The organism is Enterobacter sp. Crenshaw (genome assembly GCF_024734705.1).
In the GTDB taxonomy this organism is placed as follows: domain Bacteria; phylum Pseudomonadota; class Gammaproteobacteria; order Enterobacterales; family Enterobacteriaceae; genus Enterobacter; species Enterobacter asburiae_B.
Window position 1 is genome coordinate 4,183,439 of sequence record NZ_CP102932.1, and the last position, 15,222, is coordinate 4,198,660.

General features: G+C 52.2%; 12 protein-coding genes, 1 tRNA gene and 4 rRNA genes. 6 read left to right on the forward strand and 11 right to left on the reverse strand.

Annotated features, from left to right (window positions below):
• Positions 1–457 precede the first annotated feature (457 nt).
• From NWV12_RS19895 to NWV12_RS19910, 4 genes are all read left to right on the forward strand, one after another.
• Entirely contained in the window at positions 458–1,483 is a 1,026-nt protein-coding gene (locus NWV12_RS19895; protein ID WP_023333654.1) for an amino acid ABC transporter substrate-binding protein, read from the forward strand.
• A gap of 67 nt (positions 1,484–1,550) precedes the next feature.
• A complete protein-coding gene (locus NWV12_RS19900) occupies positions 1,551–2,732 on the forward strand; it encodes an amino acid ABC transporter permease (RefSeq protein WP_048981143.1) in 1,182 nt (393 codons plus the stop codon).
• Positions 2,733–2,741: 9 nt separating this feature from the next.
• A complete protein-coding gene (locus NWV12_RS19905) occupies positions 2,742–3,845 on the forward strand; it encodes an amino acid ABC transporter permease (protein ID WP_048975681.1) in 1,104 nt (367 codons plus the stop codon).
• Between the two features lie 7 nt (positions 3,846–3,852).
• The gene (locus NWV12_RS19910; RefSeq protein WP_023309440.1) at positions 3,853–4,611 is read left to right on the forward strand and encodes an amino acid ABC transporter ATP-binding protein; all 759 of its coding nucleotides are present in this window, start codon (positions 3,853–3,855) and stop codon (positions 4,609–4,611) included.
• A gap of 104 nt (positions 4,612–4,715) precedes the next feature.
• Here NWV12_RS19910 and rrf (NWV12_RS19915) read toward each other — a convergent pair.
• The 5 genes from rrf (NWV12_RS19915) to NWV12_RS19935 form a co-directional block, all read right to left on the reverse strand.
• Positions 4,716–4,831, reverse strand: a 5S ribosomal RNA gene (rrf, locus tag NWV12_RS19915).
• Positions 4,832–4,874: 43 nt separating this feature from the next.
• A tRNA-Thr gene (locus NWV12_RS19920) sits at positions 4,875–4,950 on the reverse strand.
• A 14-nt stretch (positions 4,951–4,964) separates the two neighbouring features.
• A 5S ribosomal RNA gene (gene rrf, locus NWV12_RS19925) occupies positions 4,965–5,080 on the reverse strand.
• Positions 5,081–5,150: 70 nt separating this feature from the next.
• Positions 5,151–8,056: ribosomal RNA gene (locus NWV12_RS19930) — 23S ribosomal RNA — on the reverse strand.
• 198 nt (positions 8,057–8,254) lie between these two features.
• Positions 8,255–9,794 (reverse strand): 16S ribosomal RNA (locus NWV12_RS19935).
• Together the 16S, 23S and 5S rRNA genes with 1 tRNA gene alongside form the textbook arrangement of a ribosomal RNA operon.
• A 472-nt stretch (positions 9,795–10,266) precedes the next feature.
• Between NWV12_RS19935 and NWV12_RS19940 the strand changes: the two genes are divergently transcribed.
• Complete coding sequence (locus NWV12_RS19940; protein ID WP_048979824.1) at positions 10,267–10,821, forward strand: gamma carbonic anhydrase family protein; 555 nt, start codon at positions 10,267–10,269, stop codon at positions 10,819–10,821.
• On the opposite strand, the gene NWV12_RS19945 is transcribed toward NWV12_RS19940, so the two are convergent.
• From NWV12_RS19945 to dprA, 6 genes are read right to left on the reverse strand one after another with little or no spacing between them, the layout of a single operon-like run.
• Positions 10,797–11,045: a DUF1488 domain-containing protein gene (locus NWV12_RS19945; RefSeq protein WP_047059619.1), complete on the reverse strand. Its 249-nt coding sequence runs from the start codon at positions 11,043–11,045 to the stop codon at positions 10,797–10,799. The two genes, NWV12_RS19940 and NWV12_RS19945, sit on opposite strands and share 25 nt — an antisense overlap.
• The gene (gene aroE, locus NWV12_RS19950; protein ID WP_048979823.1) at positions 11,042–11,860 is read right to left on the reverse strand and encodes a shikimate dehydrogenase; all 819 of its coding nucleotides are present in this window, start codon (positions 11,858–11,860) and stop codon (positions 11,042–11,044) included. Before aroE ends, NWV12_RS19945 begins: the two co-directional genes overlap by 4 nt.
• Before the next feature lie 4 nt (positions 11,861–11,864).
• On the reverse strand, positions 11,865–12,437 hold the full coding sequence (gene tsaC, locus NWV12_RS19955; protein ID WP_033146781.1) for an L-threonylcarbamoyladenylate synthase type 1 TsaC: 573 nt from the start codon (positions 12,435–12,437) through the stop codon (positions 11,865–11,867).
• On the reverse strand, positions 12,430–12,984 hold the full coding sequence (locus NWV12_RS19960; protein ID WP_048979821.1) for a type I DNA topoisomerase: 555 nt from the start codon (positions 12,982–12,984) through the stop codon (positions 12,430–12,432). Before NWV12_RS19960 ends, tsaC begins: the two co-directional genes overlap by 8 nt.
• 26 nt (positions 12,985–13,010) lie before the next feature.
• Complete coding sequence (gene smg, locus NWV12_RS19965; RefSeq protein ID WP_008503477.1) at positions 13,011–13,484, reverse strand: DUF494 family protein Smg; 474 nt, start codon at positions 13,482–13,484, stop codon at positions 13,011–13,013.
• Complete coding sequence (gene dprA, locus NWV12_RS19970; RefSeq protein ID WP_048979829.1) at positions 13,456–14,580, reverse strand: DNA-protecting protein DprA; 1,125 nt, start codon at positions 14,578–14,580, stop codon at positions 13,456–13,458. The genes smg and dprA overlap by 29 nt, the downstream gene beginning before the upstream one ends.
• A 127-nt stretch (positions 14,581–14,707) precedes the next feature.
• On the opposite strand from dprA, the gene def reads away from it, so the two are divergent.
• Positions 14,708–15,217: a peptide deformylase gene (def, locus tag NWV12_RS19975; protein ID WP_006812188.1), complete on the forward strand. Its 510-nt coding sequence runs from the start codon at positions 14,708–14,710 to the stop codon at positions 15,215–15,217.
• Positions 15,218–15,222: the final 5 nt, after the last annotated feature.

Genomic DNA, 15,222 nt, shown 5'->3' on the forward strand with positions numbered 1-15,222 from the left:
GCGGCTCTGGCCGCGCTTTTGCTTTTAATGAGTGCAGTATTTTCAAATAAGTAAAAAAATAGCCCTGTAAATATTCACTAAATTAATCTAAGCCTGAAGTCAGTCACAACTTTTTCGCATACTCATTCAAATTACTTATTCTATCGTGATGATTTTCACACATTAAGATTATTGAATACCCTGCCAATATTCACGCTGAAAACTATATCTTCTTTTTCCTGACCCAACTCGCAACTTTTGCTCCGATTTGTGGCACAGGTTGTAATTTCGCACCGTTCTGGGGCGCTCGTTTTATTTAAGCCTGTCTACACTCAGCATTAAGCGTTCACTCGTCTCTTATTTTGTCGAACGCAAAACTGGCATTACGTTTGCTTTATAAACGTTGGCCAAAGCCACAGACAGGTAAAGCGTTTAAAAACGCCTCTATAACGATAAATTTCGCCACACAGGATGCATTATGAAAAAGACGATGATAGCCAGCCTGGCCGCTGCAGGCATGTTGTTTGCCGTAGCCGGTCAAGCCCATGCGGGAACGACACTGGATGCCGTTAAAAAGAAAGGTTTTGTTCAATGTGGTATCAGTGACGGTTTGCCTGGCTTCTCTTATGCCGATGCGAACGGCAAATTTACCGGTATTGATGTGGATGTCTGCCGTGGCGTTGCAGCCGCCGTTTTTGGCGATGACAGCAAAGTAAAATATACCCCGCTGACGGCGAAAGAACGCTTTACGGCGCTGCAGTCCGGTGAGGTCGACATGCTCTCCCGTAATACCACCTGGACTTCCTCCCGTGATGCCGGCATGGGGATGTCATTTACGGGCGTGACCTATTATGACGGCATCGGCTTCCTGACCCACAATAAAGCGGGCCTGAAAAGCGCCAAGGAACTGGATGGCGCCACCGTTTGTATCCAGGCGGGCACCGATACCGAGCTGAACGTCGCGGATTATTTCAAAGCAAACAACATGAAATACACCCCTGTGACATTCGACCGCTCGGATGAATCGGCCAAAGCGCTGGAATCCGGCCGTTGCGACACGCTGGCCTCTGACCAGTCACAGCTGTATGCCTTACGCATTAAGCTGAGCAACCCGGCAGAGTGGATTGTCCTGCCTGAAGTCATCTCCAAAGAGCCTCTCGGCCCCGTCGTTCGTCGTGGTGATGAAGACTGGTTCTCCATCGTTCGCTGGACGCTGTTTGCCATGCTGAACGCAGAAGAGATGGGCATCAACTCTAAAAACGTTGATGAGAAAGCCGCTAAGCCATCCAACCCGGATATGGCACACCTGCTCGGTAAAGAAGGTGATTTCGGCAAGGATCTGAAGCTGGATAACAAGTGGGCTTACAACATCATCAAACAGGTGGGCAACTACTCTGAGATCTTTGAGCGCAACGTGGGATCGGAAAGCCCGCTGAAGATCAAACGCGGCCAGAACAATCTCTGGAACAACGGCGGTATTCAGTACGCACCACCAGTACGTTAAGTCATAGCTGTAACGGGCACTGCTCCGGCAGTGCCCACTCCAGAGTCATGGTTACTGAGGTTTCTTTATGTCCCATCGCCGCTCAGCCGTAAAAGGATCGCTATCCTTTTCTCATCCCGCGGTCCGCGCCTGGCTATTCCAGATTATTGCTATTGTTGCGGTTGTTCTCATCGCCGTGTATCTCATCCATAACACCATCACCAACCTGAATAACCGCGGCATTACCTCCGGTTTCGCGTTTTTAGATCGCAGCGCGGGGTTTGGTATTGTTCAGCACCTTATTGATTACCAGGAAGGTGACACGTACGGACGCGTGTTCGTGGTCGGTTTACTGAATACGCTGTTGGTATCGGCGCTTTGTATCGTCTTCGCGTCGATACTGGGCTTCTTTATTGGCCTGGCGCGTCTTTCTGAAAACTGGCTTCTGCGGAAACTGTCGACTGTTTACATCGAGACGTTCCGCAATATCCCCCCGCTCCTGCAGATCTTCTTCTGGTATTTCGCCGTACTGCGTAACCTTCCCGGTCCCCGCCAGGCCGTCGACGCGTTTGAGCTGTTCTTCCTGAGTAACCGTGGGTTGTCCATTCCTTCTCCTCAGCCGGGTGAAGGGCTGTACGCTTTTATCGGCGCGATTGTGATAGTGCTTGCGCTCTCTGCGGGGGTATTCCGTTTTAACCGCAAGCATCAGATCAAAACCGGTCAGCTTCGTAGAACCTGGCCCACGGCAGTTGTCCTGATCGTTAGCCTCCCGCTAATTGCACACTGGCTGTTTGGGGCCGCTTTGCACTGGGATATTCCACATCTGCGGGGCTTTAACTTTCAGGGCGGAATGGTATTAATTCCCGAGCTGGCAGCCCTGACGCTGGCGCTGTCGATTTATACGTCCGCGTTTATCGCAGAGATTATCCGTGCAGGGATCCAGGCCGTTCCTTATGGGCAGCACGAGGCGGCGCGCTCGCTGGGATTACCCCATACCGTGACGCTTCGTCAGGTCATTATTCCGCAGGCTTTACGGGTCATCATTCCTCCCCTGACCAGCCAGTATCTCAATATTGTCAAAAACTCGTCGCTGGCCGCTGCGATTGGTTATCCGGATATGGTGTCACTCTTCGCCGGAACCGTGCTTAACCAGACCGGACAAGCCATTGAAACCATCGCCATCACGATGTCTGTCTATCTGATCATCAGCCTGGTGATTTCACTGCTGATGAACCTTTATAACCGCCGTATAGCACTGGTCGAGCGCTAAGGATCTATGATGACAAAAGCGATACTGTCGCACTCCTCGCGCCCTGCCAACTCGACAGGTGGACGTTTCATTCTGTGGGCGCGTAAGAATCTGTTCTCCAACTGGAGTAACAGCCTGCTGACGATTGTCTGCCTGTGGCTCATGTGGGAATTGATTCCTCCCCTGCTGAACTGGGCGTTTTTACAGGCCAACTGGGTCGGTTCAACCCGAGCTGACTGCACAAAAGCCGGCGCCTGCTGGGTGTTTATTCATGAGCGCTTCGGCCAGTTCATGTATGGATTGTATCCCCATGAACAGCGCTGGCGGATAAATCTGGCGCTGGTTATCGGCCTGCTCTCTGTCGCGGCTATGTTCTGGAAAAAGCTGCCACATCTTGGACGCTATATTGCTGCCTGGGCCGTAGTTTATCCGATTATTGTCTGGGTACTGTTGTATGGCGGTTTCCTGGGACTGGAACGCGTTGAAACACGCCAGTGGGGCGGGCTGACGCTGACGCTGATTATCGCTTCAGTGGGGATAGCCGGTGCTTTACCGTGGGGGATTTTACTGGCCCTGGGACGGCGTTCAAAAATGCCGATCGTCCGTGTGCTCTCCGTTATCTTCATTGAGTTCTGGCGCGGCGTACCGCTTATCACCGTTCTGTTTATGTCATCAGTCATGCTGCCGCTGTTTATGGCAGAGGGAACAACCATCGACAAGCTGATCCGTGCCCTGGTGGGGGTGATTCTCTTCCAGTCCGCCTATGTCGCTGAAGTTGTACGTGGTGGTCTGCAAGCGTTGCCTAAGGGCCAGTACGAAGCGGCGGAATCACTGGCTCTCGGTTACTGGAAAACGCAGGGACTGGTCATTCTTCCACAAGCACTCAAGCTGGTCATTCCGGGTCTGGTCAACACGATCATTGCCCTCTTCAAGGATACCAGCCTGGTGATCATTATCGGATTGTTCGATCTCTTTAGCAGCGTGCAACAGGCAACCGTTGACCCTGTCTGGCTGGGTATGTCCACCGAAGGATATGTCTTTGCTGCCCTGATCTACTGGATCTTTTGTTTTAGCATGTCGCGCTACAGCCAGCATCTGGAAAAGCGCTTTAACACCGGGCGTACACCGCACTGAGGAAATTATGAGCCAAATAACTATGACACCCGCCGACGCGATGATTACGCTGGAAAATGTGAATAAATGGTACGGACAATTTCATGTCCTGAGGGACATTAATCTTAAGGTAAAGCAGGGAGAACGCATCGTCCTTTGCGGCCCTTCGGGCTCCGGAAAATCCACAACCATTCGCTGTATTAATCATCTTGAAGAACATCAGCAAGGACGCATTGTGGTTGATGGTATCGAGCTGAATGAAGATATCCGCAATATCGAACGCGTACGTCAGGAAGTAGGAATGGTATTTCAGCACTTTAATCTGTTTCCGCACCTGACCGTTCTGCAGAACTGTACGCTTGCGCCGATTTGGGTACGAAAGATGCCGAAAAAGGAAGCGGAGGCGTTGGCAATGCACTACCTGGAACGCGTACGTATCGCAGAGCATGCCAATAAGTTCCCTGGCCAGATATCGGGTGGCCAACAGCAGCGTGTGGCTATCGCCCGTTCGCTGTGTATGAAGCCGAAAATTATGCTGTTTGATGAACCGACATCTGCCCTCGATCCGGAAATGGTGAAAGAGGTTCTGGACACCATGATTGGGCTGGCACAATCCGGCATGACCATGCTTTGTGTTACACATGAGATGGGGTTTGCGCGAACCGTGGCCGACCGGGTGATCTTTATGGACCGTGGTGAGATTGTCGAACAGGCGCCGCCGGATGAGTTCTTTGCCCATCCGAAGTCAGAACGTACGCGAGCATTCCTGTCACAGGTAATTCATTAGTTGTTTGCTCTGCCGGGTGGAGGCTTCGCCTTACCCGGCCTACCTTTTTTCGCCCATAAACGCAAAAAGGCCATCCTTTCGGATGGCCTTTTCACTTATTTGATGTCTGGCAGTTCCCTACTCTCACATGGGGAGACCCCACACTACCATCGGCGCTACGGCGTTTCACTTCTGAGTTCGGCATGGGGTCAGGTGGGACCACCGCGCTAAAGCCGCCAGACAAATTCTTTTACTTCTTGCCGAACTTTAACCTAAGTATAAAGTGGTGCTGATACCCAGAGTCGAACTGGGGACCTCACCCTTACCAAGGGTGCGCTCTACCAACTGAGCCATATCAGCACGCTAAATTTGATGCCTGGCAGTTCCCTACTCTCACATGGGGAGACCCCACACTACCATCGGCGCTACGGCGTTTCACTTCTGAGTTCGGCATGGGGTCAGGTGGGACCACCGCGCTAAAGCCGCCAGGCAAATTCTGTTAATCTGTATCAGGCTGAAAATCGTGTCTGTCTCATCCGCCGAAACAGCTTCGGCGTTGTAAGGTTAAGCCTCACGGTTCATTAGTATCGGTTAGCTCAACGCATCGCTGCGCTTACACACCCGACCTATCAACGTCGTAGTCTTCAACGTTCCTTCAGGACCCTTAAAGGGTCAGGGAGAACTCATCTCGGGGCAAGTTTCGTGCTTAGATGCTTTCAGCACTTATCTTTTCCGCATTTAGCTACCGGGCAGTGCCATTGGCATGACAACCCGAACACCAGTGATGCGTCCACTCCGGTCCTCTCGTACTAGGAGCAGCCCCCCTCAATTCTCCAGCGCCCACGGCAGATAGGGACCGAACTGTCTCACGACGTTCTAAACCCAGCTCGCGTACCACTTTAAATGGCGAACAGCCATACCCTTGGGACCTACTTCAGCCCCAGGATGTGATGAGCCGACATCGAGGTGCCAAACACCGCCGTCGATATGAACTCTTGGGCGGTATCAGCCTGTTATCCCCGGAGTACCTTTTATCCGTTGAGCGATGGCCCTTCCATTCAGAACCACCGGATCACTATGACCTGCTTTCGCACCTGCTCGAGCCGTCACTCTCGCAGTCAAGCTAGCTTATGCCATTGCACTAACCTCCTGATGTCCGACCAGGATTAGCTAACCTTCGTGCTCCTCCGTTACTCTTTGGGAGGAGACCGCCCCAGTCAAACTACCCACCAGACACTGTCCGCAACCCGGATCACGGGTCTACGTTAGAACACCAGCCATTAAAGGGTGGTATTTCAAGGTCGGCTCCACGCAGACTGGCGTCCACGCTTCAAAGCCTCCCACCTATCCTACACATCAAGGACCAGTGTTCAGTGTCAAGCTATAGTAAAGGTTCACGGGGTCTTTCCGTCTTGCCGCGGGTACACTGCATCTTCACAGCGAGTTCAATTTCACTGAGTCTCGGGTGGAGACAGCCTGGCCATCATTACGCCATTCGTGCAGGTCGGAACTTACCCGACAAGGAATTTCGCTACCTTAGGACCGTTATAGTTACGGCCGCCGTTTACCGGGGCTTCGATCAAGAGCTTCGCGTTGCCGCTAACCCCATCAATTAACCTTCCGGCACCGGGCAGGCGTCACACCGTATACGTCCACTTTCGTGTTTGCACAGTGCTGTGTTTTTAATAAACAGTTGCAGCCAGCTGGTATCTTCGACTGATTTCAGCTCCACCCGCAGGGGCTTCACCTACATATCAGCGTGCCTTCTCCCGAAGTTACGGCACCATTTTGCCTAGTTCCTTCACCCGAGTTCTCTCAAGCGCCTTGGTATTCTCTACCTGACCACCTGTGTCGGTTTGGGGTACGATTTCGTGTTACCTGATGCTTAGAGGCTTTTCCTGGAAGCAGGGCATTTGTTACTTCAGCACCGTAGTGCCTCGTCATCACACCTCAGCGTTAATAAGGTACCGGATTTACCTGGAACCTCCGCCTACATGCTTAAACCGGGACAACCGTCGCCCGGCTAACATAGCCTTCTCCGTCCCCCCTTCGCAGTAACACCAAGTACAGGAATATTAACCTGTTTCCCATCGACTACGCCTTTCGGCCTCGCCTTAGGGGTCGACTCACCCTGCCCCGATTAACGTTGGACAGGAACCCTTGGTCTTCCGGCGAGCGGGCTTTTCACCCGCTTTATCGTTACTTATGTCAGCATTCGCACTTCTGATACCTCCAGCATGCCTCACAGCACACCTTCAACGGCTTACAGAACGCTCCCCTACCCAACAACGCATAAGCGTCGCTGCCGCAGCTTCGGTGCATGGTTTAGCCCCGTTACATCTTCCGCGCAGGCCGACTCGACCAGTGAGCTATTACGCTTTCTTTAAATGATGGCTGCTTCTAAGCCAACATCCTGGCTGTCTGTGCCTTCCCACATCGTTTCCCACTTAACCATGACTTTGGGACCTTAGCTGGCGGTCTGGGTTGTTTCCCTCTTCACGACGGACGTTAGCACCCGCCGTGTGTCTCCCGTGATAACATTCTTCGGTATTCGTAGTTTGCATCGGGTTGGTAAGCCGGGATGGCCCCCTAGCCGAAACAGTGCTCTACCCCCGAAGATGAGTTCACGAGGCGCTACCTAAATAGCTTTCGGGGAGAACCAGCTATCTCCCGGTTTGATTGGCCTTTCACCCCCAGCCACAAGTCATCCGCTAATTTTTCAACATTAGTCGGTTCGGTCCTCCAGTTAGTGTTACCCAACCTTCAACCTGCCCATGGCTAGATCACCGGGTTTCGGGTCTATACCCTGCAACTTAACGCCCAGTTAAGACTCGGTTTCCCTTCGGCTCCCCTATACGGTTAACCTTGCTACAGAATATAAGTCGCTGACCCATTATACAAAAGGTACGCAGTCACACCACGAAGGTGCTCCCACTGCTTGTACGTACACGGTTTCAGGTTCTTTTTCACTCCCCTCGCCGGGGTTCTTTTCGCCTTTCCCTCACGGTACTGGTTCACTATCGGTCAGTCAGGAGTATTTAGCCTTGGAGGATGGTCCCCCCATATTCAGACAGGATACCACGTGTCCCGCCCTACTCTTCGAGTTCACAGCCTGTGTGCTTTCGTGTACGGGGCTGTCACCCTGTATCGCCGGACTTTCCAGACCGTTCCACTAACACACAAGCTGATTCAGACTCTGGGCTGCTCCCCGTTCGCTCGCCGCTACTGGGGGAATCTCGGTTGATTTCTTTTCCTCGGGGTACTTAGATGTTTCAGTTCCCCCGGTTCGCCTCGTTAACCTATGTATTCAGTTAACGATAGTGCAACGAATTGCACTGGGTTTCCCCATTCGGACATCGCCGGGTCAAAGGTTCATATCACCTCGCCGGCGCTTTTCGCAGATTAGCACGTCCTTCATCGCCTCTGACTGCCAGGGCATCCACCGTGTACGCTTAGTCGCTTAACCTCACAACCCGAAGATGTTTCACTTCTGATTGCGAAAATTTGAGAGACTCGAACACACATAACATGTGTGTCGTTTCAATTTTCAGCTTGATCCAGATTTTTAAAGAGCAAAACTTCTTAATGCACTCAAAAGTACATTCAGAAGTTCATCATTCATCAGACAATCTGTGTGAGCACTACAAAGGCAGGTTCTTTAAGGTAAGGAGGTGATCCAACCGCAGGTTCCCCTACGGTTACCTTGTTACGACTTCACCCCAGTCATGAATCACAAAGTGGTAAGCGCCCTCCCGAAGGTTAAGCTACCTACTTCTTTTGCAACCCACTCCCATGGTGTGACGGGCGGTGTGTACAAGGCCCGGGAACGTATTCACCGTAGCATTCTGATCTACGATTACTAGCGATTCCGACTTCATGGAGTCGAGTTGCAGACTCCAATCCGGACTACGACGCACTTTATGAGGTCCGCTTGCTCTCGCGAGGTCGCTTCTCTTTGTATGCGCCATTGTAGCACGTGTGTAGCCCTACTCGTAAGGGCCATGATGACTTGACGTCATCCCCACCTTCCTCCAGTTTATCACTGGCAGTCTCCTTTGAGTTCCCGGCCTAACCGCTGGCAACAAAGGATAAGGGTTGCGCTCGTTGCGGGACTTAACCCAACATTTCACAACACGAGCTGACGACAGCCATGCAGCACCTGTCTCAGAGTTCCCGAAGGCACCAATCCATCTCTGGAAAGTTCTCTGGATGTCAAGAGTAGGTAAGGTTCTTCGCGTTGCATCGAATTAAACCACATGCTCCACCGCTTGTGCGGGCCCCCGTCAATTCATTTGAGTTTTAACCTTGCGGCCGTACTCCCCAGGCGGTCGACTTAACGCGTTAGCTCCGGAAGCCACGCCTCAAGGGCACAACCTCCAAGTCGACATCGTTTACGGCGTGGACTACCAGGGTATCTAATCCTGTTTGCTCCCCACGCTTTCGCACCTGAGCGTCAGTCTTTGTCCAGGGGGCCGCCTTCGCCACCGGTATTCCTCCAGATCTCTACGCATTTCACCGCTACACCTGGAATTCTACCCCCCTCTACAAGACTCTAGCCTGCCAGTTTCGAATGCAGTTCCCAGGTTGAGCCCGGGGATTTCACATCCGACTTGACAGACCGCCTGCGTGCGCTTTACGCCCAGTAATTCCGATTAACGCTTGCACCCTCCGTATTACCGCGGCTGCTGGCACGGAGTTAGCCGGTGCTTCTTCTGCGGGTAACGTCAATCGACAAGGTTATTAACCTTATCGCCTTCCTCCCCGCTGAAAGTACTTTACAACCCGAAGGCCTTCTTCATACACGCGGCATGGCTGCATCAGGCTTGCGCCCATTGTGCAATATTCCCCACTGCTGCCTCCCGTAGGAGTCTGGACCGTGTCTCAGTTCCAGTGTGGCTGGTCATCCTCTCAGACCAGCTAGGGATCGTCGCCTAGGTGAGCCGTTACCCCACCTACTAGCTAATCCCATCTGGGCACATCTGATGGCAAGAGGCCCGAAGGTCCCCCTCTTTGGTCTTGCGACGTTATGCGGTATTAGCTACCGTTTCCAGTAGTTATCCCCCTCCATCAGGCAGTTTCCCAGACATTACTCACCCGTCCGCCGCTCGTCACCCGAGAGCAAGCTCTCTGTGCTACCGCTCGACTTGCATGTGTTAGGCCTGCCGCCAGCGTTCAATCTGAGCCATGATCAAACTCTTCAATTTAAGTTTGATGCTCGTGAATTAAACTTCGTAATGAATTACGTATGTTCACTCAGAGACTTGGTATTCATTTTTCGTCTTGCGACGTTAAGAATCCATGTCACTTTGAGTGCCCACACAGATTGTCTGATAAATTGTTAAAGAGCAGTTGCAACGCGGCTTTCGCTCACCGTTGCGAGGTGGCGTATATTACGCTTTCCTCTTTCAGAGTCAACCCGTTATTTCAGAATTTTTCTCTTCAACCGAACCGCTTGTTGTGTGAAGTGATTCACATCCGCCGTGTCGATGGAGGCGCATTATAGGGATCCCATTTTTTAGCACAAGTATTTTTTAGATCTTTTTTTCCGACTGCTGATTTTCCGCGCTTTTCGCTGAAATCCCGCCCGATCTGCTTAAATATTGACGTATTTTGCCTTGCCGCGATCCATTAATATGATCAAAGTCTTCTGTATAGCGCTCATTGTTAGAGGTAGATATGCCCGCAGCATTACGTCCTTATAAAGATCTGTTCCCCCAAAAAGGCGATCGCGTGATGATCGATGCCAGCAGCGTGGTGATCGGCGATGTCCGAATGGCCGATGACGTCAGCATCTGGCCCCTCGTCGCCATCAGGGGAGATGTTAACTATGTGTCGATTGGCGCCCGTACCAATATTCAGGACGGCAGCGTTCTGCATGTCACGCATAAATCCTCCTATAACCCGGACGGTAATCCCCTCATCATTGGAGAAGAGGTTACCGTCGGCCATAAGGTGATGCTTCACGGCTGCACTATCGGGAATCGCGTACTTGTTGGCATGGGGTCGATTTTGCTGGATGGCGTCATAGTAGAAGATGACGTAATGATTGGTGCCGGTAGCCTGGTCCCGCAGAACAAACGGCTGGAGAGTGGCTATCTCTATCTGGGAAGCCCGGTAAAACAGATCCGCCCCCTGAAGGAGGCGGAGATCGAAGGATTAAAATACTCGGCGAACAACTACGTTAACTGGAAGAATGACTATTTGGATCAGGACAACCAAACCCAGCCCTGATCGTCTTCCTGCTGTTCGCGGATTAAATCGCTGGCTTCTTCTTCCAGATCCCAGCGATTTTCGCAAAATACCGCTATAGGGTCTGAACCGCCAAAACGGCGCAACAGCGTCTCCCCATGAATGGCACAGGTAAGTTGCATCCCCTGCACCAGCACCGGAAAACAGACCGCTTGTTTACTCTCATCCCAGATCTCTCTGTCCGGGAAATGAATAGCCTGGTTCACGCCGAAAGCTCCTGCTTTAACTTTTCAATGACAGGTTCGACCGCAGGCAACACGCCATGCCAGAGCAGCACCGCATGCGCAGCCTGCCCCACCAGCATTCCCAGTCCATCGGCTAACTGTTTCGCGCCGTGTTGTTTACACCAGCTCAGGAAAGGCGTCTTCCCTTTCTGATAAAACATGTCATAGAAGTACATATGCGCGCTGACCAGAGAAGCGGGAATTGCCGGGATCTCGCCATTGATGCCGCTGGACGTGGCATTGATGACAAGATCGAACTCACGATCGGCAAGATCGTCAAGCGCTACCGCGCTCACGCTGCCGGTATGCGCAAACAACGCCGCCAGCGCTTCCGCGCGGGAAAAGGTTCTGTTGGTAATGGTCACCGCACAGTCCAGTGAAAGCAGAGGCAACAGTACTCCCCGCGATGCGCCACCCGCACCAATCAGCAGGACCCGAAACCCGGGCTTAATAAACGACAGTCGTTCCAGATCGCTAAGTAAACCAACTCCGTCTGTGTTGTCACCCAAAAGGCGTCCATCCTCAAGCCGTTTTAGGGTATTGACTGCACCAGCCAGTGAAGCGCGCTCGGTGAGCTCATCCGCTCGTTCGAAGGCTTCCTCTTTAAAAGGAACCGTCACATTCGCGCCTTTACCGCCCGCGGCGAAAAAAGCCTCCAGCGTTGGAATAAATGCATCCACCGGTGCCAGTACGCGACCATAGGGATGATTTATCTGCAGCTGCTTCGCAAATTGCTGATGAATCAACGGTGACTTGCTGTGTGCAATCGGATTACCAAAAACAGCATAGGTTTCCATGAGACTACCCCTGGCGAAAACGTTCGCCGGTCAAAGCGTCGCGAATTTCAGACGGATTCAGGCGCCCTCCCGTTTCACCGACAGCGACTGGGAAGTCATTCCCGAACTGCGCCAGTACTTCTTCGGTTGTCCGACAAGGTGGCAATCCGGTCAGGTTGGCGCTGGTTGAGACCAGCGGTTTACCAAATGCCAGGCAAAGTTCAACCACCAGCGGATGGTCAGTTACGCGAACGGCGAGGGAATCAAAACGTCCGGTTAACCAGCGAGGCGTAGTCGGCTGCGCCGGGAAAACGAAGGTCACCGGGCCAGGCCACGCGGAGAAGATAGTCTCGCGCTGCGCCGGCGTCAGCATGGAGTCATCGATATAGGGTTTAAGCTGCTCATAATTCGCAGCGATCAAAATCAGCCCTTTCTCGACGGGTCTTTGTTTTAAGGCAAGCAGTCGGCTTACGGCCGTCTCGCTGTCAGGATCGCAACCGACTCCAAAAACAGCTTCAGTTGGATAGGCGATGACTTCTTCTTTTTTCAGTACGTCCACAGCATGCGCAATGGAGCCTGATGGCAGGTTATTATTCACTATTTTGATCCGCCGTAACCGGCTTTCCACATTGTTTACTGGCGCAGAAGCGTTTAATGCCTTGCGCGGTTTTCTTCTCTATAAGTAGCGGATAATTGCAATGAGGGCAGGTTCCCGCTACCGGTTTAAAATTGATAACGAACTGGCATTCAGGGTAGCGATCGCACGAATGGAAAGTCTTACCATAACGGGAACGGCGCTGTACCAACTGACCGCGCTGACACTGAGGGCACGCAATTGCCGTTTCATCAGGCTTATCAATTTGTTCCGTATGCTCACATTCCGGGTAGCGGCTACATCCAATAAACATGCCGAATCGCCCCTGCCGCAGGGCTAATTCACCACCGCAGAGTGGGCAATACTGACCCTCCAGAATTTTAACGATATGTCCATCCGCCTGGCTTTTCAGGGGACGGACATAATCACATTCCGGATAGTGTGAACAACCGAGAAACGGGCCGTGTTTCCCGGACCGAATAACAAGTTCAGCCCCGCACTGCGGGCAGGGCTCGTTTTTATGCACCGTGAATAGTGCTGATTTGGCCATAACAACTCTTGGTGCTGCACATTGAATTAGTGCAGCATACCTTCATTCACTTCAAAGAGTAATTCTTCCATTTGCTGATAGGCGTTTTCACAGCCCGGGATATTAAACAGAACCATCAGGATCACCCACTTGAGATCTTCCAGTTCAAATTCTGCTGTATCCAGCGCCATGACGCGCTCTATCACCATTTCTCTCGTTTCGAGGTTCAGCACCTGAATCTGCTCAAGGAATAAGATGAACCCCCGGCAGCTGGCGTCCAGCCTTTCACACTCTTCCGCTGTATAAATGCGTACTGACAATGGGTCAGAAGCAAGCTGCATCGGTTCGGCGAGGCCTTCCTGATAATCAGCCAGTTTTTCCAGCCACATCAACGCATTATAGATATCTTCCCGCTCAAACCCCGCATCGGTAAGATCCTGTGTCAATTTGTCCTGATCCACTCGCATTTCTGCTTCGTTATGGATGTAAGTCTCAAACAAATACATCAGTACGTCGAACATGGCATGCCCTCCTTAATCGGACATAGCCGCCGGGTACAGCTGCGATCCACCCTGCTAACTCCAGTTCGAGTAGCTGTGCTACCGTTACTGGCACAGGTTGGCCGGCACGTTCAGCGACAACGTCAACAGGTGTTACCTCATCTCCTACGTTAGCCAGGAGCTTGGGAAATGGCAATGCCACCTTTCCCTGATCTGATGAATATTGTCGCTTTTCGGGATCTTCCTGCAGCCATTGCAACCCATATTGCAAATTTTCAAGAATATCTCCTACTTCCGTTACCGGCGTTGCCCCTTGCTTAATCAGCCAGTGGGGTCCCTCGCATCCGGGATTACCTATCGGACCAGGCAAGGCGAAGACTTCTCTCCCCTGTTCGAGCGCGCATCGCGCCGTGACCAGCGAACCGCTTCGGCGCGCCGCTTCAACCACCAGCACGCCTTTGCTAAGCCCGCTGATAATCCGATTCCGACGCGGAAAGTTTGCCGGCCTGGGCTGTGCGGAAAGCGGAAACTCAGAAACTATCGCGCCGTCAGATTCAATAAGCCTCATCGCCAACGCCTGATGCCGGCGTGGATAAATGCTAAAAAGACCGTTCCCCAGCACCGCTACACTTCGTCCCTTAACTGACAGCGCCGCGCTGTGGGCTACGCCGTCAATACCGCAGGCCAGCCCGCTGGTGATCGTGAAACCGCTTTGAGACAGTTGTTCGCACAGGATTTTTCCCCATCGCTCGCCGTACCATGACGGCGCACGACTACCTACCACCGCCAACTGAACGGTATTAAGCGCCTCAGGATTACCTTTTACGAATAACGCCCCGGGATAATCAGGGATCGTACGGAGCAAAGGGGGATATAGGGGATGGTTGGGCGTTAATAAATGATGTCCCGGCTGCTCAAGCCACACAAGGCTACGTTCCAGCTCGCTCTCATCGAGTGCAAAGAACCGTTCAGCCTGCTTTGCTGTCAGCCCGGCCTCTCTGGCGACGAGCACGTTGAGGTGTTCCAGCTTCTGCAGTCGCGCAGCCGCTTCCAGCATTACATCACCACACAGAGACCCAGTGTGTACTAGCCGTAGCCATATCTCGGTAGACGTCATCCTTTCCCCTGCCATAAGCGGCCTCCGCAATCATTGCGATTGGTCACTGATGCTGTCAATCGATGGGGGATTTGTCTAGAATAGAGGGAGTATTCTTATCAACTCCTGAACACGACTCTGGAAATTTATGGCAGTTTTGCAAGTGTTACATATTCCGGACGAGCGCCTTCGCATCGTCGCTGAACCGGTCAAAGAAGTGAATGCAGAAATCCAGCGTATCGTTGATGATATGTTCGATACCATGTACGCCGAAGAAGGTATTGGCCTAGCGGCGACGCAGGTGGATATTCATAAGCGTATTATCGTGATTGATGTTTCCGAAAATCGCGATGAGCGTCTGGTGCTGATCAACCCTGAGCTGCTCGAAAAGAGTGGCGAAACCGGTATTGAGGAAGGCTGTCTGTCCATTCCTGAACAGCGCGCTTTAGTACCGCGTGCCGAAAAGGTGAAAATTCGCGCGCTGGATCGTGACGGTAATCCGTTCGAACTGGAAGCAGACGACCTGCTGGCAATTTGTATTCAGCATGAGATGGATCACCTGGTCGGTAAACTGTTTATCGATTATCTCTCGCCGCTGAAACAGCAGCGTATTCGTCAAAAAGTAGAGAAACTGGATCGTTTGCGTTCTCGCGCATAACGTCC

Excerpts from the sequence above, each read along its gene's own strand:
- NWV12_RS19895 (WP_023333654.1), top strand. The coding sequence starts at position 458 with ATGAAAAAGACGATGATAGCCAGCCTGGCCGCTGCAGGCATGTTGTTT.
- NWV12_RS19900 (WP_048981143.1), top strand. The coding sequence starts at position 1,551 with ATGTCCCATCGCCGCTCAGCCGTAAAAGGATCGCTATCCTTTTCTCAT.
- NWV12_RS19905 (WP_048975681.1), top strand. The coding sequence starts at position 2,742 with ATGACAAAAGCGATACTGTCGCACTCCTCGCGCCCTGCCAACTCGACA.
- NWV12_RS19910 (WP_023309440.1), top strand. The coding sequence starts at position 3,853 with ATGAGCCAAATAACTATGACACCCGCCGACGCGATGATTACGCTGGAA.
- NWV12_RS19940 (WP_048979824.1), top strand. The coding sequence starts at position 10,267 with ATGCCCGCAGCATTACGTCCTTATAAAGATCTGTTCCCCCAAAAAGGC.
- aroE (WP_048979823.1), bottom strand. The coding sequence starts at position 11,860 with ATGGAAACCTATGCTGTTTTTGGTAATCCGATTGCACACAGCAAGTCA.
- NWV12_RS19960 (WP_048979821.1), bottom strand. The coding sequence starts at position 12,984 with ATGGCCAAATCAGCACTATTCACGGTGCATAAAAACGAGCCCTGCCCG.
- smg (WP_008503477.1), bottom strand. The coding sequence starts at position 13,484 with ATGTTCGACGTACTGATGTATTTGTTTGAGACTTACATCCATAACGAA.
- dprA (WP_048979829.1), bottom strand. The coding sequence starts at position 14,580 with ATGACGTCTACCGAGATATGGCTACGGCTAGTACACACTGGGTCTCTG.
- def (WP_006812188.1), top strand. The coding sequence starts at position 14,708 with ATGGCAGTTTTGCAAGTGTTACATATTCCGGACGAGCGCCTTCGCATC.